We start from the raw sequence: 23,669 nt of genomic DNA, 5'->3' as shown, positions 1-23,669 counted from the left end.
CGATCCGCGCGTCGCGGGGGTCACGGGGTCCAGGTCGGTTGACCTAGAGGCCGGTCGAGCGGCAGGGCCGGCGGCGCAGGGCGGTGACGTAGTCCACCGGCGCGTCGGCCGCCTCGGCGGCGTCGGCGAGCACGCCGAGGTACGACGCCGACGGCAGCCCGCCCTCGTAGGCGTCGAGGACGTAGGTCCACGCGACGATCGAGCCGGTCAGGGTGGCGACCCGGACCTTCGTCTTCCGGTAGAGGCCGGAGTCCGCCGACTCCCACTGGTCGAGCAGCGGCTCGTCCTGCGGGCTGAGGTCGTAGAGCGCCACGAAGACCTGCTCGAGCGGATCCTGGACGATCGTCGCGAGCGCGCCGTCCCAGCCGTGCTCCTCGCCGCCGAAGGTGAGCCGCCAGCCGGTGAGCCAGCCCGTCGTCTGGAGCGGGGAGTGGGGGCAGCGCTCGCCCATCCGGGCCGGGTCCAGGTTGGTCCCGTAGGCGGCGTAAGTCGGCACGGGGTCAGGTTAGTAGGCTCCCCCCGTGACCCACTTCGATGTCCTCGTTCTCGGCGCCGGCCCTGGTGGCTACGTCGCCGCCATCCGCGCAGCCCAGCTCGGCAAGTCCGTCGCCGTGGTGGAGGAGAAGTACTGGGGTGGCGTCTGCCTCAACGTCGGCTGCATCCCGTCGAAGGCGCTGCTGCGCAACGCGGAGATCGCCCACATCATCACCCACGAGAAGGCCACGTTCGGCATCTCGGGTGACGCGACGATGGACTTCGGTGCGACCCACCAGCGCAGCCGCAAGGTGGCCGACGCCAGCGCCAAGGGCGTCCACTACCTGATGAAGAAGAACAAGATCACCGAGATCGACGGGTGGGGCACGCTGACCGGCGCGAAGTCGATCGACGTCACCAGGAACGGCGAGACGTCGTCCCACACCTTCGACAACCTGATCGTGGCCACCGGCGCGACCGTCCGCCTGGTGCCGGGCGTGACGCTGTCGGAGAACGTCGTCACCTACGAGGAGCAGATCCTCACCGACCAGCTGCCCTCGTCGATCGTCATCGGCGGCTCCGGCGCGATCGGCGTCGAGTTCGCCTACGTGCTGAAGAACTTCGGCGTCGACGTGACCATCGTCGAGTTCCTCGACCGGATGGTGCCGACCGAGGACGCCGACGTCTCCAAGGAGCTCGCTCGGCAGTACAAGAAGCTCGGCGTCAACGTGCTGACCTCGACCGCGGTCAAGGGCGTCGAGGACACCGGCTCGGGCGTGAAGGTCACCGTCGCCCCCGCCGGCGGCGGCGAGGAGCACGTGCTCGAGGCCGACAAGTTCCTCGCGGCCTTCGGCTTCGCCCCCCGCGTCGAGGGCTACGGTCTCGATGCGGCCGGCATCGAGCTGACCGACCGCGGCGCGATCGCGGTCGACGCCCGCGGCCGGACCAACGTCGAGGGCGTCTACGCCATCGGCGACTGCACCGGCAAGCTGATGCTCGCCCACACCGCCGAGGCGATGGGCGTCGTCGCCGCCGAGACGATCGCCGGCGAGGAGACCGTCGAGATCAACTTCGACATGATCCCGCGCGCGACGTTCTGCCAGCCGCAGATCGCGTCGTTCGGCTACTCCGAGGCGCAGGCCAAGGAGAAGGGGTACGACGTCAAGACGGCCTCGTTCCCGTTCTCGGCCAACGGCAAGGCCCGCGGCATGGCCGAGGGCGTGGGCTTCGTGAAGATCGTGGCCGACGCGACCTACAACGAGATCATCGGCGCCCACATGATCGGCCCCGAGGTCACCGAGCTGCTGCCCGCGCTGACGCTCGCCCAGCAGTGGGACCTCACCGCCGACGAGGTGGCGCGCAACATCTTCGCGCACCCCACCCTGTCGGAGGCGATGAAGGAGGCCGTCGAGGGGATCGCCGGCCACATGATCAACCTCTGAGCTCGGAGCGGACCGGCTGCGGCACGCCGGCAGGCGTCCTCGACGCCCGCACCGCCAGGAGAGCGGCTGCCCCGAACAGCAGCACGTAGGACCCGGCCAGCGGTGTGAAGGCGATCAGCGCACCCACGATCAGGACGGTTGCCGGCTTGGTGGCGAGGGCGCTGTCGAACTCGGAGATCGCGGCGCACCTGGTGGTGGCGGAAGCGACGGTCAAGACACACGTGGCGCGGATCCTCGCGAAGCTCGGGCTCCGCGACCGCACCCAAGCGGTCGTGTTCGCCTACGAGAACGGGGTCGTCCGTCCAGGCTGACGGGACGACCTGAGTACCGGTGCTCAGGCGCCGGAGCCGCCCACGCGCGACGCTCGGGGCATGAAGGATCTCCGTCGTGTCGTCGTCACCCTCGTCATCGGCTCGTTCACGCTCGCCGCCCTGATGGGCATCGCCGTCCTCCTCGGCGCTGGTGGGTTCGGCGAGACCCAGTGGCGGGTGCTCGCCACCACCGTCGCCGTCGGGGTCACGTCGGTGGCGCTGCTCTGCCACCTCGGCCTCGCCGGGCGTTCTCACGCCTGGGTCGGTCTCCTCGGCGCGGCCGTTGCTCTGGTCGCCTTCGGCTCGTCCCTCGAGCTCATCTGGGGCACTGCCGACACCTTCACGCTCTGGAGCGCCAGCGGCACGATCGCGGCGACCCTCGCCCAGGTGTCCCTCCTCCTCACCGTCGCCGCGCGCCGGGACCTGGACTGGCTGCTGGTGCCCACCCTCGCCGCGGCCGTCCTGGTGGCGGCGATGATCGTGGGCCCGATCCTCAACGAGAGCGCGCCGGACGGCGACGGCTACTTCCGGCTCCTCGGGGTCCTCGCGATCCTCGACGTGCTCGGCACGCTGGTGCTGATCGCGCTGGCCGTCTTCGGCCGCCGGCCCGCGCGGGTGGCAGCGACCGCTAGCGGTGCCGGCCAGGTGACGCTGGACGTCGACGCCGCCGTACGCGACCGCGTGCTCGCCGTCGCAGCCGCCCGCGGGACGACGCCGAGCGAGGTCGTCGAGGAGGCGCTCGCGTCGTACCCCCGGCGCTGACGGCCCCCGCGCCACGGACGGGGCGGCTGCAACAATGGCCGCCATGGCACGCGTGGTGATCATCGGCGGCGGTCCGGGCGGGTACGAGTCGGCGCTGGTCGCAGCGCAGCTGGGTGCCGAGGTGACCGTCGTCGACGCCGACGGGCTGGGCGGCTCGGCCGTCCTCACCGACTGCGTGCCCAGCAAGACCCTGATCGCGACCGCCGAGCTGATGACCGAGATGGCCGGTGCCGCGGAGCTCGGCATCGAGTCGCGGGACCACCAGGGCGACCTGGCCACCGTCCTGGAGGTCGACCTGGCCAAGGTCAACGCCCGGGTCAAGCGGTTGGCGGCGGACCAGTCGGGCGACATCGCCCGGCGCCTCGAGCGCGAAGGTGTGCGCGTGCTCCGGGGCCGCGGCCGTCTCGACGGGCCGGGCAGGGTGGTGGTCGAGCTCGCCGACGGCGGGGACGAGACCTTCACCGCCGACTCCGTGCTGGTCGCGACCGGCGCAGCCCCCCGCACGCTGGCGAGCGCGATGCCGGACGGCGAGCGGATCCTCACCTGGGAGCAGGTCTACGACCTCACCGAGGTGCCGACCGAGATGATCGTGGTGGGGTCCGGCGTGACCGGCGCGGAGTTCGCCAGCGCCTACCTCGCGCTCGGCATCCCGGTCACCCTCGTCTCCTCCCGCGACCGGGTGCTCCCCGGCGAGGACGCCGACGCCGCGCAGGTGCTCGAGGACGTGCTGAAGCGGCGGGGCATGAACGTGCTCTCCCGGTCGCGGATGGAGTCGGTGACCCGGTCCGGCGACGTGGTCACCGTCACCCTGTCCGACGGGCGCGAGGTCCAGGGGTCGCACTGCATCCTGGCGCTGGGGTCGATCCCCAACACGACCGACATCGGCCTCGACAGTGCCGGGGTCATCACCGACGACGGCGGCTTCATCAAGGTCGACCGGGTCTCGCGCACGTCGGCCCGCGGTGTGTACGCCGCCGGCGACTGCACCGGCGTCCTCATGCTGGCGTCGGTCGCCGCGATGCAGGGTCGGATCGCGATGTGGCACTTCCTCGGCGACGCCGTCGCCCCCCTCGACCTCAAGCAGGTCTCGTCGAACGTCTTCACCGCGCCCGAGATCGCCACCGTCGGCTGGTCGCAGCGCGCGATCGACGAGGGCGAGATCCAGGCGGAGACCGTGATGCTGCCGCTGAGCGGCAACGCACGCGCCAAGATGCAGGGCGTGCAGGACGGCTTCGTCAAGCTCTTCTGCCGTCCGGGCACCGGCATCGTCGTCGGCGGTGTCGTGGTGGGCCCCCGTGCCAGCGAGCTGATCCACCCGGTGTCGCTGGCCGTGGCGGAGTCGATCACGGCAGACCAGCTCGCCCAGGCGTTCACCGTCTACCCGTCGATGAGCGGCTCCGTCGCCGAGGCCGCGCGTCGCCTGCATCACGTCTGAGCCGCCCTGTGCACGGCCCGGTGCGCGCCGGACCCGACCGGTGAGAGGATGGCCGCCATGCGCGTGCATCTCGGTTGCGACCACGCCGGTCTCGAGCTGAAGAGCCACCTGATCGGCTGGCTCACCGACCACGGCTACGAGCCGGTCGACCACGGCCCCTTCGTCTACGACGCGCTCGACGACTACCCGGTGTTCTGCCTCCGCGCGGCCGAGGGCGTCGTGGCCGACCGGGCCTCCGGGCTCGACAGCCTCGGCGTCGTCATCGGCGGCTCCGGCAACGGCGAGCAGATGGCGGCCAACAAGGTGAAGGGCATCCGCGCCGCGCTCGCCTGGTCCGAGGAGACCGCGTCCCTCGCGCGCGAGCACAACGACGCCTGGGTGGTGGCCGTCGGCGGCCGGATGCACACGGTCGACGAGATGACCCGGCTGGTGGAGGTCTTCCTCTCCACGCCGTTCCCCGGCGACGAGCGGCACGTACGCCGGATCGGCCAGATGTCGTCCTACGAGACCACCGGCGAGCTCCCCCCGCTCCCAGCATCCGCCCAGTCGGCCCCTGCCGGGCCGGCCGCCGATGCCTGAGGGGCACACGCTCCACCGGCTCGCCCGGGCGGTCACCGAGGTCTTCGGCGGCCAGGTGGTGCGCGTCGGGAGCCCGCAGGGGCGCTTCGCCGAGTCCGCCGCCCAGGTCGACGGCGCCCCCTTGCGCGGCGCCGAGGCCTGGGGCAAGCACCTCTACATCGACTTCGGCGACGAGCGGTTCGTCCACGTCCACCTCGGCCTCTACGGCACGTTCGACGTCCACGACCTCGTCGACGAGGTCCCGCCTCCGGTGGGCGAGGTGCGGATGCGGCTGGTGCGCGCCGACGGCAAGGCGTACGCCGACCTGAGGGGCGCGACGACCTGCGCCCTGGAGACCTCGGCCGAGCGCGACGCCGTCGTCGCCCGGTCCGGCCCGGACCCGCTCCGGCCCGACGCCGACCCCGGCCGCGCCTGGGCCCGGATCAGCCGCAGCTCCGCGCCGATCGGGACCCTCCTGATGGACCAGTCCGTCGTCGCCGGCGTTGGCAACGTCTACCGCGCCGAGCTGCTGTTCCGGCACAGGATCCACCCGCTGCGCCCCGGGCGCACGCTGCGCGTCGGCCAGTGGCAGGCCATGTGGGACGACCTGGTCGAGCTGATGGCCGACGGGGTGCGCACCGGGACGATCGACACCGTCCGCCCGGAGCACCTCCCCGAGGCGATGGGGCGGCCCCCGCGGGTCGACGACCACGGGGGAGAGGTCTACGTCTACCGCCGTACCGGCCAGCCGTGCCACGTCTGCGTCCGGCCGGTTCGCACGGCCGTCCTCGGGGGGCGCAACCTCTTCTGGTGCAGCCGGTGCCAGCCGGTCTTCCGCTCGCGGGCGGCGCGATGAGCCCGCGCGCCCGGTTCCGCTCGTTCAGCACCGAGATCTGGATCGCCCTCGCGCTCGCCCTGGTCTCCGTGGCCGTCGTCATCGGCGTCGGGATGTACCCGATGGAGGTCCCGTTCACCGCGCTGAGCGTGCCGCTCGTCCTGGGCGCGTTCCTGCTCGGGCCGCGGCTGCTCACCTGGCTGCTGGGCTTCCTCATCGTGCTGCTGTTCGTCGTGATGCTGCTGCAGCCGGTCGACACCCCGCGACTCGTCGCAGCCATGGTCATCCTGGTCCTGCTGTGCGTCATCTCCCTGGTCATCAACATCCGGCGGAGCTCGCTCGGGATCGGCGTGCGGCGGGGCGAGACGATGCTCGTCGACCTCCGCGACCGGATCCTCGCGCAGGGCACGATCCCGAAGCTGCCGGACACCTGGCTGGTGGAGTCCGCGCTCTCGTCGGCCGGCGGCTCGCCGTTCGCCGGCGACTTCGTGGTCGCGACCACCCGCGCCGAGGGGCGTCGGTTCGAGGTCGCCGTCGTGGACGTCTCCGGCAAGGGCGAGGCCGCGGGCACGCGGGCCCTCCAGCTCTCCGGGGCGATGGGGGGTCTGATCGGGACGCTGCCGCCCCACCTCTTCCTGCCGGCCGCCAACGAGTACCTCCTGCAGCGCGACTGGGAGGAGGGGTTCGCCACCGCCGTCCACCTGTCGCTCGACCTGGTGACCGGGGAGTACGAGCTGCGCACCGCCGGACACCCGCCGCCCGTCCACCGCAGCGCCGGCTCCGGGCGCTGGCACGTGGTCCGCACCGAGGGGCCGGTGCTGGGCCTGATCGAAGGCGTCGCCTACGAGCCGGCGCGTGGCCGGCTGAGCTCGGGCGACGCGCTGCTGCTCTACACCGACGGCATGGTGGAGGAGCCCCGCCGCGACATCGAGCTCGGCATCGACGAGATGCTGGGCGTCGCCGAGCAGCTGTTCCGGCGGTCCTTCGATGGGCTCGCGGAACGGCTCGCCGCCAAGGTCGGCTCCCGCGACGACGACCGCGCCCTGCTGCTGGTCCACCGCCGCTGACGCGTGCCGCCGGCCGCGGAGCTGCGCAGTGAGCGTCTCGCGACCCCGCTCGGTTGGGGCGGGAGGACCGCCGTGTGGCACCATGAACCCGCGTTTGCACGTGCGCGGATGTAGCTCAATGGTAGAGCCCCAGTCTTCCAAACTGGCTACGCGGGTTCGATTCCCGTCATCCGCTCCAAGGAGCCTCCGTCGGGCTCGTCGGGCCCGCTTCACCGCGGCGTCCGGCGCCTGTTCGGGTGCCTCTTGGCGGGGCGTAGCGTAGTGGCTAGCGCGCCTGCTTTGGGAGCAGGAGATCGCAGGTTCGAGTCCTGTCGCCCCGACGCACCACCCATATTCCATTGAAGGAGAACAAGCCTGTGAAGAGCGCCGTCGAGACCTTGAGCCCGACCCGGGCCAAGCTGACCGTCGAGGTGCCCTTCGAGGAGCTCAAGCCGAGCCTCGACGCGGCGTACCAGAAGATCGCACAGCAGATCAACATCCCCGGCTTCCGCAAGGGGAAGGTGCCGCCGCAGATCATCGAGCGCCAGTTCCCCGGCGCCGCCCGGGAAGAGGCCCTCAACGACATCCTCGGCACCAAGTACGTCGAGGCGCTGCAGGCCAACGACCTGACGCCGCTGGCGCAGCCCGAGGTCGAGGTCGTCAAGTACGACGACGACGGCCCCCTCGAGTTCACCGCCGAGGTCGACGTCAAGCCCGAGATCGCGCTGCCCGACACCGACGGCCTCGAGGCCTCGGTCGACGACGTCGAGGTCACCGACGAGGACGTCAAGGAGCAGGTCGACGCGCTGCGGGCCCGGTTCGGCACGCTCATCGACGTCGAGCGACCGGCGCAGGACGGCGACTTCGTCGTCCTCGACCTCAAGGCGACCAAGGACGGCGAGCCCGTCGAGGGCGCCGAGATCACCGGCTTCTCCTACCAGGTCGGCCGCGGCGGCATGATCGACGGCCTCGACGAGGCCCTGGTCGGCCTGTCCGCCGGCGAGGAGAAGGTCTTCACCTCGCAGCTCGTCAACGGGGACCTCGTCGGCGAGGACGTCGAGGTGGCCGTGTCGGTCAGCCAGGTCCAGGAGCAGGAGCTCCCCGACCTCGACGACGACTTCGCCCAGATGGCGTCGGAGTTCGACACGTTCGCCGAGCTCGAGGCCGACGTCCGCGAGCGGCTCATCCGCGGCAAGCGGCTCGAGCAGGCTGCCGCTGCCCGCGACGCCGTGCTCGAGGCCCTCCTCGAGAAGGTCGAGATCCCGCTGCCCGAGTCCATCGTGACCGAGGAGCTGAACGCCCGCCGCCAGGGCGTGGAGCAGCAGCTCGTCTACGCCGGCATGACCCTGGAGAAGTACCTCGAGGACGAGGGCCAGACCCAGGAGGAGTTCGAGGCCGACCTCGAGCGCCGGGTGCGCGACTCGGTCGCTGCCCAGTTCCTGCTCGACGAGATCGCCGACAAGGGCGAGATCGGCGTCGACCAGGGCGAGCTGACCCAGCACATGGTGCGCCGCGCGCAGCAGTCCGGCCAGGACCCGCAGGAGTTCGTCAACCACATGCTCGAGCACAACCACGTGCCCGACATGGTCCAGGAGATCCGGCGGGGCAAGGCGCTCGCGCAACTGGTCGAAGGGGCCGTCGTGAAGGACGGCTCCGGCAACGTCGTGGAGCTGAAGAACCTGCGCCCCGACGGCACGATCGGCGAGCCGGAGGCCGACGCCGAGGCCGCCGAGACGGCCGACGCCGAGCCGTCCGAGGACTGAGCGACTCGCCGGGAGCGCCTCAGTGCACGACTGTGCACTGGGGCGCTAGGGTGCGGCTCATGGACACCGCGCCCTCGCCGGCACCCGGCCCCACCGTCGTCGACGCGCTCTCGCTCCTCGCCGCCGTCACCGACGAGCTGGTGGTCGGCTCCGCGCGCGACACCCACGAGGCGATCTCCCGCCGGGTGCACGCCGTGCTCGGGCTCGGCCTCGGGTCGGCCGCGGCGCCGGTCGAGTCGCTCCACCGCGGCGTCGCATCAGCGGTCTACGGCGGGCTCGGGCTCGCGCTGCGCAAGAGCAGTGCCGGGCTGGACAGGCTGGCCGCGACCGGCGTGGGACCCCGGCTCGAGGGCGGTGCCCGCGGCCGCTTCGTGTCGTCGGCCGTCAACGGCCTGATCGGCGACGAGCTCCTCCGCGACCGCCCGCAGCTCGCGATCCCGATGGCGGTGCGGGTCGGCGGCCGCGACGTCCACGCCGCTCCTGCCGACCTCGCTGCGGCGTTCCCCGCCGCCACCGGGAAGGTGGTCGTGTTCCTCCACGGCCTCTGCGAGAACGAGTCCTACTGGCGCTTCCACCGCGACCGCACCGGCACGACGTACGGCGAGGCGCTGGCCACCCGCGGCTGGACTCCCGTCTACCTCCGCACCAACACCGGGCTGCCGATCCGCGAGAACGGCGTCGCGCTGGCGGCGCTGCTGCGCGACGTGGTCGCGTCGTGGCCGGTCGAGGTCGAGCGGATCGCCCTGGTGGGTCACTCCATGGGCGGGCTGATCATGCGGGCCGGCCTCAACGTGCTGGCGCTCGAGGGGCAGGCCGACGGGGGGTGGGCCGACCGCGTCACCGACGTGGTCACGCTCTGCTCCCCCCACCGCGGCGCGCCGATCGCCTGGGGGATCGGCCACGGCAGCCGGCTGCTGGCCCTGCTGCCGGAGACCTCGGCCTTCGGCCGGATCCTCGACAAGCGCTCCGAGGGGGTCCGCGACCTGGTCGACGGGTACGTCGACGAGCTGCCGCCGCTCAAGGAGGCGCGCTACCGGCTGGTCGCGGCCACGATCACGCAGTCAGCGCGCCACCCCGTGGGGTCGGTCGTGGGTGACTACCTGGTGCGGCCGCGCTCGGCCGTGGGCCGCGACCGGCGGGGGAGCGAGATGTTCCCCGACGCCGAGACCCTCCACGTCGGGCGCACGGACCACTTCGGCGTCCTCAACCACCCCGAGGTGCTCGCGGCCCTGCTGCGGTGGCTCGCCTAGGTCCATCCAGGATCGACCGAGCGGGACGCCGTGAGGTCTGCCACCATCGGGGCATGACTGAGGCAGGTGCGGACCGCGAGCTGCGCGCGGAGGCGAAGGTGGCGGCGACGCCGGAGCGGGTCTGGGAGCTCCTGACCGACTTCTCCCGGATGGCGCAGTGGAGCCCGGAGATGGTGCGGATGGTGCCCATGAAGCCCGGTGGGCTGCGGGCGGGCCAGTGGTACCTCGGCATCAACCGGCGCAAGGCCGTCGTCTGGCCGACGCGCTCGGTCGTCGCGGCCGTCGAGCACGGGCGCCGACTGGTGTGGGACACCAGGTCCAGCGGTGCCCAGTGGATCTGGGAGCTCGAGCCGGACGAGGGAGGCACCCGGGTGGTCCACCGGCGACCGGTGCCGAAGATGACGCTCCTCAGCCGGGCGTTCGCGCCCGTGTTCCTGGGCGGGAGCGTCGAGCACGCCGACGAGCTGGAGCAGGGGATGGCCCGCACGGTGGCCGGGCTGAAGGCGGCCGCGGAGGCCTGACGCGCCGGGTCGTCCTGCGCTTCCGCTGTCGGCGAACAGGGGTCGAGATCGCGTGGTTCGGCGTCGTGGGGCGGCTAGTGTCGCCACGTGACTCAGATTCCCAGCGGCCCTGCGATGAACGGTTCGCCCGGGCTCAACCTGCTCGACGACAACATCTACAGCCGGCTGCTCAAGGAGCGGATCGTGTTCCTCGGCTCCGAGGTCCGCGACCAGAACGCCAACGCGATCTGCGCCCAGCTGCTGCTGCTGTCGGCGGAGGACCCCGAGGCGGACATCTTCCTCCACATCAACAGCCCGGGTGGCTCGGTGGACGCGGGCATGGCGATCTACGACACGATGAACTACATCCCCAACGACGTCGCGACGGTCGGGATGGGCCTGGCGGCGTCGATGGGCCAGTTCCTCCTGTGCGCCGGCACCAAGGGCAAGCGCTACGCGCTCCCGCACGCGCGGATCATGATGCACCAGCCGTCGTCCGGCATGGGCGGGTCGGCGTCGGACATCAAGATCCAGGCGCAGCAGTCGCTGCACATCAAGAAGGTGCTGCTCGAGCTCATCTCGCAGCACACCGGCCAGAGCGTCGAGCAGGTGACCACGGACGCCGACCGCGACCGCTGGTTCACGGCCAGCGAGGCGAAGGACTACGGCCTCGTCGACAACGTGATCGCCAGCGCCCGTGAGGCCGCCGACCAGGGCCGCCCGGCCCGACAGAAGGACTGAGCAGATGAACTACTACATCCCGCAGTGGGAAGAGCGGACGTCCTACGGCTTCCGGCGGATCGACCCCTACGCGAAGCTGTTCGAGGACCGGATCATCTACCTCGGCACGCCGATCTCCGACGACGTCGCCAACGCGGTCATCGCCCAGCTGCTGTGCCTCCAGTCGATGAACCCCGACCAGGACGTCAGCATCTACATCAACAGCCCCGGCGGCTCCTTCACGGCGCTCACCGCCATCTACGACACGATCCAGTTCATCAAGCCGGACGTGCAGACGGTGTGCATCGGCCAGGCGGCGTCGGCGGCCGCGATCCTGCTCGCCGCCGGCACCCGCGGCAAGCGGCTCGCGCTGCCCAACAGCCGGATCCTCATCCACCAGCCCTACACCGAGGGCACCTTCGGCCAGACCTCCGACATCGAGATCCAGGCCAACGAGATCCTGCGCATGCGCGAGCTGCTCGAGAAGATGATCAGCGACCACAGCGAGAAGACCGTCGAGGAGGTGAGCCGCGACATCGAGCGCGACAAGATCCTCACCGCGCAGCAGGCGATCGAGTACGGTCTCATCGACTCGGTGCTCGAATCGCTCAAGGGCACGCCCGCGCTCACCTGACCCCCGTGACCAACCCCGTCCCGCCCCACGTGTCCCCTCGCAGCGAGGGGGCGCCACGGGGTACCGTCGGGGAGGTTCGTATGACTGTGAGGAGTACCGCCCGTGGCACGCATCGGTGACGGAGGCGACCTGCTCAAGTGCTCTTTCTGCGGGAAGAGCCAGAAGCAGGTCAAGAAGCTGATCGCGGGACCCGGCGTCTACATCTGCGACGAGTGCATCGACCTCTGCAACGAGATCATCGAGGAAGAGCTCAACGAAGGCACCGAGGTCGGCCTCGACGAGCTGCCGAAGCCGAAGGAGATCTTCGACTTCCTCAACTCCTACGTGATCGGGCAGGAGCAGGCGAAGAAGTCGCTCGCCGTCGCGGTCTACAACCACTACAAGCGGGTGCAGGCCGGCGTCCAGCCCGTCTCGGGCAAGCACAGCAAGGACGAGCTGGTCGAGGTCGCGAAGTCCAACATCCTGGTCATCGGGCCGACCGGCTGCGGCAAGACCTACCTCGCGCAGACGCTGGCCCGGATGCTCAACGTCCCGTTCGCGATCGCCGACGCCACGGCCCTCACCGAGGCGGGCTACGTCGGTGAGGACGTCGAGAACATCCTTCTCAAGCTGATCCAGGCCGCCGACTACGACGTCAAGAAGGCCGAGACCGGGATCATCTACATCGACGAGATCGACAAGGTCGCCCGCAAGGCGGAGAACCCCTCGATCACGCGTGACGTCTCAGGCGAGGGCGTCCAGCAGGCCCTGCTCAAGATCATCGAGGGCACGACCGCCTCGGTGCCGCCGCAGGGCGGCCGCAAGCACCCGCACCAGGAGTTCATCCAGATCGACACCACGAACATCCTGTTCGTCGTGGGCGGGGCGTTCGCCGGGCTCGAGCACATCATCGAGCAGCGGGTCGGCAAGAAGACCCTCGGGTTCACCGCCGACGTGCGCGGCAAGGTGGAGCGGGACGCCGACGACCTGTTGTCCCTCGTGCGGCCCGAGGACCTCACCAAGTTCGGCCTCATCCCCGAGTTCATCGGCCGGCTCCCGCTGATCGCCAGCGTGACCAAGCTCGACCGCGAGGCGCTGGTCCAGATCCTCACCGAGCCCCGCAACGCGCTGGTCAAGCAGTACCGCAAGCTCTTCGAGCTCGACGGCGTCGACCTGGAGTTCACCAGCGACGCGATCGACGGCATCGCCGAGAAGGCGATGGAGCGCGGCACCGGAGCCCGTGGGCTCCGCGCCATCATCGAGGAGGTCCTCCTCCACGTGATGTACGACGTCCCCTCCCGCGGCGACGTCGAGAAGGTCATCGTCACCCGCGAGACCGTCGACAACGACGTCCCGCCGACCCTCGTCCTCCGCGAGAAGACGAAGAAGAAGTCGGCCTGAGCCGCGAGGCCGTGGCACTCGCGGTCTGCCTCCTCTTCGACACCCGTACCGACCGGCTGGTTCGGCAGCTCTGGACCCGCCTCGAGGACATGGGCGTCGGGACGCTCGCGAGCCACACCCACGGGCGGCACCTGCCCCACCTGTCCTACGCCGTGCTGCGCGAGTGGGACCTGGAGCGCGTGCAGGACGCCCTGGCGGCGCTGGCCGACGGCGGCCCGGTGACCGCCTCCTGCCAGGGAGCCGTCCTGTTCCCCCGCGGCCGGGTGGCGCTGGCGCCGGCGGTCGACGCCGCCGTCCTGGCGCGCCAGGAGCGGGTGGTCGCAGCGCTCGAGAGGACCGGTGCGGACCTGCACCGGCACTACCGTCCGGGCCACTGGCTCCCGCACGTCTCGGTCGCGACCAGGGCGACTGCCGAGCAGCTCGCGCTCACCGCGACAGCGATCACCGACGTACTCCCCCTAGAGGTGTACGCCGACCGCGCCGCTCTTGTCGACAGCGCCACCGGCCGTCGGTGGCTGCTGCCGGGCGTCCCCTGAGCCGGCGCCGCGATCAGCTCGCGGGCTGCTCCGCGACCTCGGCCTCGACGGCGAGCTCCGTGAGGTCGTCGTCGATGGTGAAGACCAGCTCGCCGGTCACCTTGCCCGCGGCGCGGAGGTCGGCGGTGGCGGTCTCGGCGTGCTTGACGAGACGCTCCGGTCCGCTGATCTCGACCCGGGTGAGCTCGGTGCGCATGGAGACCTTGGCCTGCGACTTCGCGCCCCGGATGCCGGCGAGGGCCGCGGCGATCGCGTCGACCGCCGTGCCGTCGGCGGCGCCGGCGGAGCCGAGCTCGTTGACCGTCGGCCAGGCGGCCCGGTGGACCGAGCCGTCCTGCCACCAGGACCAGACCTCCTCGGTTACGTAGGGCAGGAACGGCGCGAGCAGCCGCAGCTGGACGTGGAGGGCGAATGCCAGGGTGGCCTTGGCCGACTCCGACGCGTGGCCGTCGTCGGCGTAGGCGCGCTCCTTGACCAGCTCGAGGTAGTCGTCGCAGAACTCCCAGAAGAACTTCTCGGTGACCTCGAGCGCGGTCGTGTAGTCGTAGGCGTCGAAGGCGTCGGTCGCCTTGGTGATGACGGTGGCGAGCCGACCGAGGAGGGCGGCGTCGACCTGCTCGCCGACGAGCGACGGGCTGAACCGGGTCGCGCCGACGCTGCCGAGCACGAACTTCGAGGCGTTGAGGACCTTCATGGCCAGCCGGCGGCCGACCTTCATCTGGGTCTCGTCGAACGGCGAGTCCAGGCCGGGACGGGCGATGGCGGCACGCCAGCGGACCGCGTCGGCGCCGTACTTGTCGAGGATCTCGTTGGGCACCACGACGTTGCCCTTGGACTTCGACATCTTCTTGCGGTCGGGGTCGACGATGAAGCCGGAGATCATCGCGTGCGACCACGGCGCGGTGTCGTTCTCGAAGTGGGCGCGGACGACCCGGCTGAAGAGCCAGGTGCGGATGATGTCGTGGGCGTGCGTGCAGAGGTCCATGGGGAAGACCCGCTGCCACAGGTCCTCGTCGTCCACCCAGCCGCCGGCGATGTGGGGCGTGAGCGAGGACGTCGCCCAGGTGTCCATGACGTCGGGGTCGCCGATGAAGCCGCCGGGCTTGCCGCGTTGGTCCTCGGTGTAGCCGCTCGGGACGTCGGTCGACGGGTCGACCGGCAGGTCGGCCTCGGTGGGCAGCAGCAGCCGGGCGTAGTCGGGCTCGCCCTCGCCGTCGAGGGGGTACCAGACCGGGAACGGGATGCCGAAGAACCGCTGCCGTGAGATCAGCCAGTCGCCGTTGAGGCCGCCCACCCAGTTGTCGTAGCGGTGCCGCATGTGCGGCGGCAGCCACTCGATCTCGGCGCCGCGGGCGAGCATCTGCTCACGGAGCTTGGTGTCGCGGCCCCCGTTTCGGATGTACCACTGGCGGGTGGAGACGATCTCGAGCGGCTTGTCGCCCTTCTCGTAGAAGTTCGCCATCCGCTGCGTCGGGGTCGGGTCACCGACGAGGTCGCCGGTCTCCCGCAGCTTGGCGACCATCGCCTCGCGGGCGGAGAAGACGGTCTTCCCGGCCAGGTCGTCGTACGCCGCCGACGCCTGCTCGTTCCCAGGGCCGGAGAGCCACTCCGGGGTCTCGCGGTGGAACCGCCCGTCGCGACCGATGACCGTGCGGACCGGCAGCTGCAGCTCGCGCCACCACTGGACGTCGGTGAGGTCGCCGAAGGTGCAGCACATCGCGATGCCGGCGCCCTTGTCCATCTCGGCGGCGGGGTGGGCGAGGACGGGGATCTCCACGCCGAAGACCGGTGAGGTGACCGTGGTGCCGATGAGGTCCTGGTAGCGCGCGTCGTCGGGGTGGGCGATCAGCGCGACCGCGCTGGCGATCAGCTCCGGGCGGGTCGTCTCGACATAGATGGCCCGTCGGGACTCAGTCGTCGAGTGGTAGGCGACCCGGTGGTAGTGACCGGCGTAGTCGCGGGCCTCGAGCTCGGCCTGCGCGACGGCGGTCTGGAAGGTGACGTCCCAGAGGGTCGGCGCCTCCTGGAGGTAGGCCTCGCCGCGGGCCAGGTTCCGGAGGAACGCCCGTTGGCTGACCGTCTGCGCGCGGGATCCGATCGTCGTGTAGGTCGTGTCCCAGTCGACGGAGAGGCCCAGGGTGCGCCACAGCGACTCGAAGACCTTCTCGTCCTCCTCGACGAGCCGCTCGCACAGCGCGACGAAGTTCGGCCGGCTGATCGGGATCTGCCGCTTCGGGTCCGGCTTCTCCGGCACGGTGAAGTCGGGGTCGTAGGGCAGCGACGGGTCGCACCGGACGCCGAAGTAGTTCTGCACGCGGCGCTCGGTGGGAAGGCCGTTGTCGTCCCAGCCCATCGGGTAGAAGACCGACTTCCCGGTCATCCGCTGGTAGCGGGCGATCAGGTCGGTGTGGGTGTAGGAGAAGACGTGCCCGACGTGGAGGCTGCCGCTGACGGTCGGCGGCGGCGTGTCGATCGAGTAGACCTCGGCGCGCTCCCGGCTGCGGTCGAAGGCGTACGTCGCGTCCGCCTTCCACCGCTCCGACCACCGCGCCTCGAGGCCCTCGAGGGCAGGCTTGTCCGGTACCGCGACGGCACCGGAGTCGGTGCGCGTCGGGTCGGTGTCCTGCTCTCGGATGTCGCTCATAACCCACAAGCCTAGGGTTCCCAAGGGTTATCGCTGAATTGGGTTGTCCGTTCTGAACAACCTCGTCACCGCCCGGCCGTTAAGGTCGACCGATGACCTCGACCCGGATCCGCGCCCTGGCCGCGCTGCTCTGCGTGGCCGCCGTCACACTCCCCGCCGCGCCGTCGCCCGCGGAGCCGGCGGCGGTCGCCGCCGGGCCCGCCTCGGTGACCCTCGAGGGCCGCGGCTACGGCCACGGTCGCGGGATGTCGCAGTACGGCGCCCAGGGGGCCGCCGCGGAGCACGACCGGACCTACCCCCAGATCCTGCGGTTCTACTACCCCGGCACGGAGCAGGGGTCTGCGGGAGGCAGGATCCGGGTGCTCCTGACGGCAGACACCACCGCGGACGTGGTCGTCGGAGCACGACGGGGCCTGACGGTCCGGAGCGTCGGCTCGGGCAAGGCCGTCCCGCTGGAGCGGGACGGGGCGAAACGGTGGCGGATCACCCCGATCGACGGCGGCGCCAACAGCCGCGTCTCGGTCCTCCTCAGGCGGTGGCAGGTCGTTCGCGATCTTCCGGGCGCTGCCGAGTTCGACGCCGGCGGCAGGCCCCTCCAGCTGTTCACGCCGGACGACAGCGTCCGCTACCGCGGGGTGCTGCGCTCGGCCATCTCCGGCGCGGACCGCGACACCGTCAACATCCTCCCGCTCGACGCCTACCTCCGCGGCGTCGTACCCCGGGAGGTGCCGGCCGAGTGGCACCCCGAGGCGGTCCGGGCCCAAGCCGTCGCCGCGCGCACGTACGCCGCGCACGAGCGACGCTTCACCGACCGTGGGTACTTCGACGTCTGGGACACCACCCAGTCGCAGGTCTACGGCGGGAGGTCCGCCGAGCACCCGGCCTCGAACGCCGCGGTCCGCGCGACCAGCGGTGTGGTGCTCACCTACGACGGCGCTCCGGCCTTCACCCAGTTCTCCTCCAGCAACGGCGGTTGGACCGTGGCCGGCCCGGTGCCCTACCAGGTCGCGAAGCAGGACCCGTGGGACCCGGTGAACCCGTGGCGGGAGACCGTCACCGACAACGAGATCGAGGCCGCCTTCCCGGCCGTCGGTGACTTCCAGCGCCTGGTGGTCCGGCAACGGGACGGCCACGGCGCCTGGAACGGGCGCGTGCTCAGGATCCGGGTCGTCGGCAGCCGCGACGTGCGCACCGTCGACGGCGACGACTTCCGCAGTCTCCTCGGCCTCCGGTCGACCTGGTTCCGGCAGGTCTGAGAGTCTCACCTGCTGGGCGTCCGGAATCGGGGCGGCACCCCCGACGCTGCTCGTCGTTGGACCTGCATGCGTCGTGTTGCTCTCCTTGCCCTTCTCGCCCCTGCCCTGGCCACGGCCCCGGTCGGAACCGCTGCGCCCGCGTGGGCGGGCTCGACCTGCCAGGGTCAGACCGCGACGATCGTCGGCACTGCCGGTGACGACGACCTCCGCGGCACGCTGCTCCGCGACGTGGTCGTCCTCGGCGCCGGGGACGACAGGTTCAGCGGTCGCGGCGGCGATGACGTCGTCTGTGGCGGCGACGGCAGGGACCGGGTGCTCGGTGGAGACGGCGCCGACTCGATCGAGGGCGGCGCGGGCAGGGACAACCTCCGCGGGCAGGCGGGCGACGACACCCTGCGGGGCGGCAACGGCAGCGACATCCTGCGTGGCGGCGCGGACGACGACCTGGTCCGCGGCGGCGGCGGTGCCGACCTCCTCCTCGAGGACACCGGCGACGACCGGCTGACGGGCGGCCCCAGCCGCCACGACGTGGTCAGCTATCGCGAGTCGGCCACCGGGGTCACGGTGCAGTGGAGCACCGGAGTCGTCGACGGCGCCGGGCACGACCTCATCGGGCGCGTCGAGAGGTTCGAGGGGAGCCGGCACGCCGACACCGTCAACGGCAGCGCGGACACCGACAACCTCACCGGCGGCGGTGGGGACGACCGGATCTTCGGCTTCGGCGGCAACGACCTGCTCCGGGTCTCCTCCGGCGTGGCCCGCGGCGGGGTCGGCAACGACACGTTCGTCGTGCGCAGCACCGGCCTGGCTCTCGGCGAGGGAGGCAACGACCGGTTCCTGATGCGCCGGGGAACCTCGCGCGGGGGACCGGGCAAGGACCTCTTCCAGGTGCTGGCCAAGGGCGGCGGCACCGCCGCCGGCGAGAGCGGTTCCGACGTGCTGTCGTTCGAGGGCGTACGCCGCAGCGTGACCGCCAGCCTCTCCAGCGGGAGGGCGTCCTGGGGCAGCCGGTCGGTGACCTTCTCGGGCGTCGAGGTGCTGGTCGGCTCCCGGCGCGGGGACAGGCTCACCGGCTCGGTCCGCGGCGACTACCTCGACGGCGCCGGCGGTGACGACCGGCTCACCGGTCTCGGCGGCAACGACCTCCTGATCGGGCGTCGCGGCTTCGACCGCGGCGAGGGCGGTGCCGGCGGAGACGTCTGCGTCACCGAGGTCCAGGTGGGCTGCGAGGCCTGAGGCCGGGCTCAGCCCAGCACGACGACCAGGTCGCCGCCCTCGACGGGCCGGGTGCCGCTGAAGCCGAGCCGCTGCACCTTGCCGGCGCGGGGCGCGGTGATCGAGGCCTCCATCTTCATCGCCTCGATCGTGGCGAGGGTTGCGCCGGCCTCGACCTCGTCGCCCTCGGCGACGACGATCGTGACCGCGCCCTGGTACGGCGCCGCGACGTGGTCGGGGTTCGCCGGGTCGGCCTTCTCCGCGCCCATCGCATCGGCGGTGATGCTGAGGTCGCGGACCGGGATCGGCCGCAACTGGCCGTTGATCCGGCACATGACCGTGCGGTAGCCGCGCTCGTCGGGCTCGCCGATGGCCTCCAGGCCGAGGAGGATGCGCTTGCCCTCGGCCAGGTCGACGGCGTGCTCCTCGCCGACCCGCAGGCCGTAGAGGTACTCGAGCGTCGGGAGGATGGAGACGTCGCCGTACGTCTTCTGCGAAGCCTCGAACTCCTTGGTCGGGCCGGGGAAGAGCAGCCGGTTGAGGGTGTGCCGGCGGGTGCCTGTCGACTCGTCGAGACCCTGGCGATCCTCCTCGGACAGCTCTGCTGCGGGTGGGGTCCACTCGCGGCCCTCGAGCGCCTTGGTGCGGAAGGGCTCGGGCCAGCCGCCGGGCGGGTCGCCGAGCTCGCCGTGGAGGAAACCGATGACCGAGGCGGGGATGTCGAAGCTGCCGGGGTCGGCGGCGAACTCGGCAGGATCGGCGCCGAGCCCGACGAGGGCGAGCGCGAGGTCGCCGATGACCTTGGAGGACGGTGTGACCTTGGGGATGTTGCCGAGGATGTCGTTGGCGGCGGCGTACATGTCCTCCACCTGCTCGAACCGCTCCCCGAGGCCGAGCGCGATCGCCTGCTGACGCAGGTTGGAGAGCTGGCCGCCGGGGATCTCGTGGCGGTAGACGCGGCCGGTGGGGGAGGCGAGGCCGGACTCGAACGGCGCGTAGACGCGGCGCACGGCCTCCCAGTACGGCTCCAGCGCACTGACGGCGGCGATGTCGAGGCCGGTCTCCCGATCGGAGTGGTCGGTGGCCGCAACCAGCGCGGTCAGCGAGGGCTGCGACGTCGTGCCGGACATCGAGGCCGCTGCCCCGTCGACGGCGTCCACGCCGGCGTCGACGGCGGCAAGGAGCGTGGCCAGCTGGCCGCCCGGCGTGTCGTGGGTGTGCAGGTGGACCGGGAGGTCGAACCGCTCGCGCAGCGCGGTGACGAGGCGGCGGGCGGCGGGAGCGCGCAGCAGCCCGGCCATGTCCTTGATCGCGAGCACGTGGGCGCCGGCCTCGACGATCTGCTCGGCCAGCCGCAGGTAGTAGTCGAGGGTGTAGAGCTTCTCGCCGGGGTCGGAGAGGTCGCCGGTGTAGCACAGCGCCACCTCGGCCACCGCGGTGTTGGTGCCCCGGACCGCCTCGATCGCGGGCCGCATCTGCTCCACGTCGTTGAGGGCGTCGAAGACCCGGAACACGTCGAGCCCGGTCGCGACGGCCTCGTCGACGAAGGCCGTGGTCACCTCGGTGGGGTACGGCGTGTAGCCGACCGTGTTGCGCCCGCGCAGCAGCATCTGCAGGCAGATGTTCGGCATCGCCTGGCGCAGCGCGGCCAGGCGCTCCCACGGGTCCTCGGACAGGAACCGCAGCGCGACGTCGTACGTCGCCCCACCCCAGCACTCGACCGACCACAGCTGCGGGGTCATCCGCGCGACGTGACCGGCCGCGCCGAGCAGGTCGTGGGTGCGCACCCGGGTGGCGAGCAGGCTCTGATGGGCGTCGCGGAAGGTGGTGTCGGTGACCGCGACCTGCTTCTGCTCCCGCAGCCGGCGCGCGAACTCCTCGGGACCGACCTTGAGCAGCAGCTGCCGGGTGCCGTCGGGTGCCGGGACCTCGAGCGACAGCGGTGGGAGCTTGGTGCGCGGCTCGAGCGTGACCGGCGGCTCCCCGTACGGCTTGTTGACGGTGGTGTCGGCGAGGTAGCGCAGCAGCTGGCCGCCGACGTCGGCGCTCTTGCGGGCGACCAGCAGCTGCGGGTGGGTGTCGATGAAGGACGTGGTCACGCCGCCAGCGGTGAAGTCGGGGTCGGTGAGCACGGCCTGGAGGAACCCGAGGTTGGTTCGCACGCCGCGGATCCGGAACTCGGCGACCGCCCGCTGGGCCTTCTGCACGGCCTTGTCGAAGGTGCGCCCGCGGCAGGTCAGCTTGGCCAGCATCGAGTCGAAGTGGGGGCTGACCTCGGCGCCGTTGTAGGTCGTGCCGCCGTCGAGGCGGACGCCGGGGCCGCCGGGGGAGCGGTACGTCGTGATCTTGCCGGTGTCGGGACGGAAGTCGTTGGCGGGGTCCTCGGTGGTGATCCGGCACTGCAGGGCGGCGCCCCGGAGCCGGACGGTGTCCTGGGAGAGACCCAGGTCGGCCAGCGTCTCGCCGGCTGCGATCCGCAGCTGCGACTGCACGAGGTCGACGTCGGTGACCTCCTCGGTCACGGTGTGCTCGACCTGGATCCGGGGGTTCATCTCGATGAACACATAGTTCCCGTGCGGGTCGAGGAGGAACTCCACGGTGCCGGCGTTGCGGTAGCCGATCGACCGCGCGAAACGGACGGCGTCCGCGCAGATCCGCTCGCGGAGCTCCGGGTCGAGGTGGGGCGCGGGGGCGATCTCGATGACCTTCTGGTGGCGGCGCTGGACCGAGCAGTCGCGCTCGAAGAGGTGGATCACCTCACCGGCGTCATCGGCGAGGATCTGCACCTCGATGTGGCGCGGATCGACGACCGCCTGCTCGACGAAGACCGTCGGGTCGCCGAACGCAGCCTCGCCCTCGCGCATGCAGGCCTCGATCGCGTCGCGCAGCTTGCTCGGGTCGTCGACCCGGCGCATCCCGCGGCCGCCACCACCGGCGACGGCCTTGACGAACACCGGGAACGGCAGGGCGGACGCCGCCTCGACCAAGGCGTCGACATCGGTGGACGGCGCCACGCCCTGCAGCGTCGGGACGCCGGCCTCCCTGGCCGCCGCGATCGCCCTGGACTTGTTGCCGGTCAGGGTGAGGACAGACGCCGGCGGCCCGACGAACGTGATGCCGGCGTTGACGCACGCCTCGGCGAGGTCGGGGTTCTCCGACAGGAACCCGTAGCCGGGGTAGATCGCGTCCGCGCCTGCCCGCACCGCGACCTCCACGATCGCGTCGGGGTCGAGGTAGCTGCGGACCGGGTGGCCGCGCTCGCCGATCTCGTAGGCCTCGTTGGCCTTGAGACGATGCTCCGACCAGCGGTCCTCATAGGGGAACACCGCGACCGTGCGGGCGCCCATCTCGTAGGCCGCCCGGAACGCCCGGATCGCGATCTCGCCGCGGTTCGCCACCAACACCTTCGAGAACATGGCCGTCAGCCTAGGGGCCGATCGCCGACGCTCCGGCGTGGGACAACTGGTACCAGGCGCGCCGGCCGTAGTCTCGACGGCTGAGGAGGCAGGATGCGCGGACGCGCGATGGTCGCCGCGGTGGTGGCGCTGGTAGGACTCGCCGTGCTCGCGGCGCTGTTCGGCATCGCCGCTGACGAGGATCCCGGCGCCGAGCTCGCGGCCGCCGGTCCGACCTGCGAGGGTCGGTCGGCGACGATCGTCGGCTCCGATCGCAACGACGACCTCGACGGCACTGCCGGTCCCGACGTGATCGTCGCGAAGGGCGGCAACGACGTGATCCGCGCCTACGGCGGCGACGACGTCGTGTGCGGCGGTCCCGGCTGGGACCGGATCGCGACCGGCGCCGGTGACGACGTCGCGGTGGGCGGCACCGGCGACGACGCGATCGTGAGCTCGGGCGGAGCGGAGCGCGTGGTCGGCGGCGACGGCGACGAGACCGTCGACGTCAAGACCGCTCCGGGCGCGCCGGTGACCCTCCTCGGCGACGAGGGCCTCGACCTGCTGACCCTGACCGTGGCCGGCACCGAGCCGGTCCTGCTCGACCAGGCCGAGCAGCTGCTCATCCTGGGGCCGGAGCCGGAGCACGAGCCGGGCGCCTTCGCTGGCTGGGAGCTGGTCTGGCTCAAGGGCGACCATGCGTGGACCTATGTCGGCACCGACGCGCCGGACAGCGTGATCGCGGTCGACGGCCGGCTGAGTGCTTCGACGTACGGCGCCAACGACGTGGTGTCGGCGGGCCACGGCGACGACATCATCAACGGGGGTGACGGCAGGCGGGACGCCGTCGCCGTCATCGGCGGCCGCAACAGCTGCGCGCAGGTCGAGCTCGGCGACTGCGACCCGTCGGTCCTGCCGCCCGGCCTGGCGCCCGTGCTCGCCCCTCAGGTGGGCAGCAGCGCGGCCCGGGCGGCGATGACCGCGGCGTAGGTCCCGGGTGCGAGGGCGGCGCCCTCGCGTCGTACGTCGGGCTCGCGCAGCACCACGAGCCGGTCGAGCCGGACCTCGCTCGGCCGCCGCTCGCGGTCCCAGTCGCCGGCCCCGACGTCCATCCGGTGCCGCCCGGCGGCCGCTTCCTGTTGGGGGGTACGCCGCACGGTAACCCGGAACCGATCGGAATCATCCGCCAGATGGAGGGTCAGCGAGAGGCGGAGGTCCTACCGTCGTCGTGGAGGCAGGATCCCGAGGAGGCGCCATGTCGACCACGCTCACCCCTCTGTTGGCGACCGGAGCGGTCGTCGGGTGCCTGGTGGTCCCGGCCGCACCGGCCGAGGCGGACACGGTGCCGACCTGCTTCGGCCGGTCCGCGACGATCGTCGGGACCGAGAGGCGCGACGAGATCAGCGGCACCCGGGGGCAGGACGTGATCGTGACGGGCGGTGGCAACGACCGTGTGCTGGGACGCGGGGGAGCGGACCTGATCTGTCTCGGCGACGGTGACGACTTCGCGGAC

The 23,669-nt window shown here is 71.6% G+C and carries 21 protein-coding genes, 2 tRNA genes and 2 pseudogenes; 20 read left to right on the top strand and 5 right to left on the bottom strand.

All coding sequences use genetic code 11. From position 1 onward, the window contains the following. Positions 1–43 precede the first annotated feature (43 nt). The gene (locus F0U47_RS06650) at positions 44–496 is read right to left on the bottom strand and encodes a gamma-glutamylcyclotransferase (RefSeq protein WP_149749550.1); all 453 of its coding nucleotides are present in this window, start codon (positions 494–496) and stop codon (positions 44–46) included. Positions 497–521: 25 nt separating this feature from the next. Between F0U47_RS06650 and lpdA the strand changes: the two genes are divergently transcribed. After that, positions 522–1,916 (top strand): dihydrolipoyl dehydrogenase, encoded by a 1,395-nt coding sequence (gene lpdA / locus F0U47_RS06645; RefSeq protein WP_149749549.1) that lies wholly within the window; start codon positions 522–524, stop codon positions 1,914–1,916. On the opposite strand, the gene F0U47_RS21035 is transcribed toward lpdA, so the two are convergent. Then, a complete protein-coding gene (locus tag F0U47_RS21035) occupies positions 1,906–2,130 on the bottom strand; it encodes a hypothetical protein (RefSeq protein ID WP_188111300.1) in 225 nt (74 codons plus the stop codon). The two genes, lpdA and F0U47_RS21035, sit on opposite strands and share 11 nt — an antisense overlap. Here F0U47_RS21035 and F0U47_RS06640 point away from each other — a divergent pair. The 15 genes and pseudogenes from F0U47_RS06640 to F0U47_RS06570 all read left to right on the top strand — a co-directional run. Beyond that, a pseudogene (locus F0U47_RS06640) lies at positions 2,054–2,227 on the top strand (response regulator transcription factor); the annotation flags it as partial. The gene F0U47_RS21035 and the pseudogene F0U47_RS06640 overlap by 77 nt on opposite strands. Before the next feature lie 60 nt (positions 2,228–2,287). Then, positions 2,288–2,989, top strand: coding sequence for a hypothetical protein (locus F0U47_RS06635; protein ID WP_149749548.1), 702 nt, complete (start codon positions 2,288–2,290; stop codon positions 2,987–2,989). Between the two features lie 43 nt (positions 2,990–3,032). Beyond that, complete coding sequence (locus F0U47_RS06630) at positions 3,033–4,424, top strand: NAD(P)H-quinone dehydrogenase (RefSeq protein ID WP_149749547.1); 1,392 nt, start codon at positions 3,033–3,035, stop codon at positions 4,422–4,424. A 57-nt stretch (positions 4,425–4,481) separates the two neighbouring features. Then, positions 4,482–5,003, top strand: a complete 522-nt coding sequence (locus F0U47_RS06625) for a ribose-5-phosphate isomerase (RefSeq protein ID WP_149749546.1) — start codon at positions 4,482–4,484, stop codon at positions 5,001–5,003. Continuing rightward, positions 4,996–5,838 carry an Fpg/Nei family DNA glycosylase gene (locus F0U47_RS06620; RefSeq protein ID WP_149749545.1) on the top strand — a complete coding sequence of 281 codons (843 nt, stop codon included), beginning with the start codon at positions 4,996–4,998 and terminating at the stop codon, positions 5,836–5,838. The genes F0U47_RS06625 and F0U47_RS06620 overlap by 8 nt, the downstream gene beginning before the upstream one ends. Next, complete coding sequence (locus F0U47_RS06615) at positions 5,793–6,884, top strand: PP2C family protein-serine/threonine phosphatase (protein WP_149749544.1); 1,092 nt, start codon at positions 5,793–5,795, stop codon at positions 6,882–6,884. The genes F0U47_RS06620 and F0U47_RS06615 overlap by 46 nt, the downstream gene beginning before the upstream one ends. Positions 6,885–6,988: 104 nt before the next feature. After that, a tRNA-Gly gene (locus F0U47_RS06610) sits at positions 6,989–7,062 on the top strand. Positions 7,063–7,131: 69 nt separating this feature from the next. Next, positions 7,132–7,204: transfer RNA gene (locus F0U47_RS06605), tRNA-Pro, on the top strand. A gap of 36 nt (positions 7,205–7,240) precedes the next feature. Then, positions 7,241–8,626, top strand: coding sequence for a trigger factor (gene tig / locus F0U47_RS06600; protein ID WP_149749543.1), 1,386 nt, complete (start codon positions 7,241–7,243; stop codon positions 8,624–8,626). A gap of 59 nt (positions 8,627–8,685) precedes the next feature. Continuing rightward, a complete protein-coding gene (locus F0U47_RS06595; protein ID WP_149749542.1) occupies positions 8,686–9,876 on the top strand; it encodes a lipase family alpha/beta hydrolase in 1,191 nt (396 codons plus the stop codon). Positions 9,877–9,929: 53 nt separating this feature from the next. Continuing rightward, positions 9,930–10,397 (top strand): SRPBCC family protein, encoded by a 468-nt coding sequence (locus F0U47_RS06590; protein ID WP_149749541.1) that lies wholly within the window; start codon positions 9,930–9,932, stop codon positions 10,395–10,397. A 114-nt stretch (positions 10,398–10,511) separates the two neighbouring features. Then, entirely contained in the window at positions 10,512–11,117 is a 606-nt protein-coding gene (locus tag F0U47_RS06585; protein WP_149750499.1) for an ATP-dependent Clp protease proteolytic subunit, read from the top strand. A gap of 4 nt (positions 11,118–11,121) precedes the next feature. Then, positions 11,122–11,730, top strand: a complete 609-nt coding sequence (locus F0U47_RS06580) for an ATP-dependent Clp protease proteolytic subunit (protein WP_149749540.1) — start codon at positions 11,122–11,124, stop codon at positions 11,728–11,730. 102 nt (positions 11,731–11,832) lie between these two features. After that, a complete protein-coding gene (gene clpX, locus F0U47_RS06575) occupies positions 11,833–13,110 on the top strand; it encodes an ATP-dependent Clp protease ATP-binding subunit ClpX (RefSeq protein ID WP_149749539.1) in 1,278 nt (425 codons plus the stop codon). Positions 13,111–13,121: 11 nt separating this feature from the next. Continuing rightward, positions 13,122–13,646 carry a 2'-5' RNA ligase family protein gene (locus tag F0U47_RS06570; RefSeq protein WP_149749538.1) on the top strand — a complete coding sequence of 175 codons (525 nt, stop codon included), beginning with the start codon at positions 13,122–13,124 and terminating at the stop codon, positions 13,644–13,646. A gap of 13 nt (positions 13,647–13,659) precedes the next feature. Here F0U47_RS06570 and valS read toward each other — a convergent pair whose 3' ends face one another. Then, on the bottom strand, positions 13,660–16,290 hold the full coding sequence (valS, locus tag F0U47_RS06565) for a valine--tRNA ligase (RefSeq protein ID WP_149749537.1): 2,631 nt from the start codon (positions 16,288–16,290) through the stop codon (positions 13,660–13,662). Positions 16,291–16,382: 92 nt separating this feature from the next. Between valS and F0U47_RS06560 the strand changes: the two genes are divergently transcribed. After that, on the top strand, positions 16,383–17,546 hold the full coding sequence (locus F0U47_RS06560) for a SpoIID/LytB domain-containing protein (protein WP_149749536.1): 1,164 nt from the start codon (positions 16,383–16,385) through the stop codon (positions 17,544–17,546). A 66-nt stretch (positions 17,547–17,612) separates the two neighbouring features. Then, a complete protein-coding gene (locus F0U47_RS06555; RefSeq protein WP_149749535.1) occupies positions 17,613–18,782 on the top strand; it encodes a calcium-binding protein in 1,170 nt (389 codons plus the stop codon). Positions 18,783–18,790: 8 nt separating this feature from the next. Here F0U47_RS06555 and F0U47_RS06550 read toward each other — a convergent pair whose 3' ends face one another. Then, positions 18,791–22,177 (bottom strand): pyruvate carboxylase, encoded by a 3,387-nt coding sequence (locus F0U47_RS06550; RefSeq protein ID WP_149749534.1) that lies wholly within the window; start codon positions 22,175–22,177, stop codon positions 18,791–18,793. A 93-nt stretch (positions 22,178–22,270) separates the two neighbouring features. Here F0U47_RS06550 and F0U47_RS06545 point away from each other — a divergent pair, with 93 nt between their 5' ends. Then, entirely contained in the window at positions 22,271–23,146 is an 876-nt protein-coding gene (locus tag F0U47_RS06545; RefSeq protein ID WP_149749533.1) for a calcium-binding protein, read from the top strand. Here the strand turns inward: F0U47_RS06545 and F0U47_RS06540 are convergent. Then, positions 23,101–23,313, bottom strand: coding sequence for a hypothetical protein (locus F0U47_RS06540; RefSeq protein WP_223162683.1), 213 nt, complete (start codon positions 23,311–23,313; stop codon positions 23,101–23,103). The two genes, F0U47_RS06545 and F0U47_RS06540, sit on opposite strands and share 46 nt — an antisense overlap. 98 nt (positions 23,314–23,411) lie before the next feature. Here F0U47_RS06540 and F0U47_RS22100 point away from each other — a divergent pair. Then, positions 23,412–23,627: pseudogene (locus F0U47_RS22100) on the top strand (hypothetical protein); the annotation flags it as partial. Between the last annotated feature and the right edge of the window lie 42 nt (positions 23,628–23,669).

The sequence above is a fragment of the Nocardioides antri genome (genome assembly GCF_008373765.1).
Taxonomy (GTDB): domain Bacteria; phylum Actinomycetota; class Actinomycetes; order Propionibacteriales; family Nocardioidaceae; genus Nocardioides; species Nocardioides antri.
The sequence above is the reverse complement of the archived record's forward strand: the minus strand, read 5'-3'. Positions and strand labels throughout refer to the sequence as shown.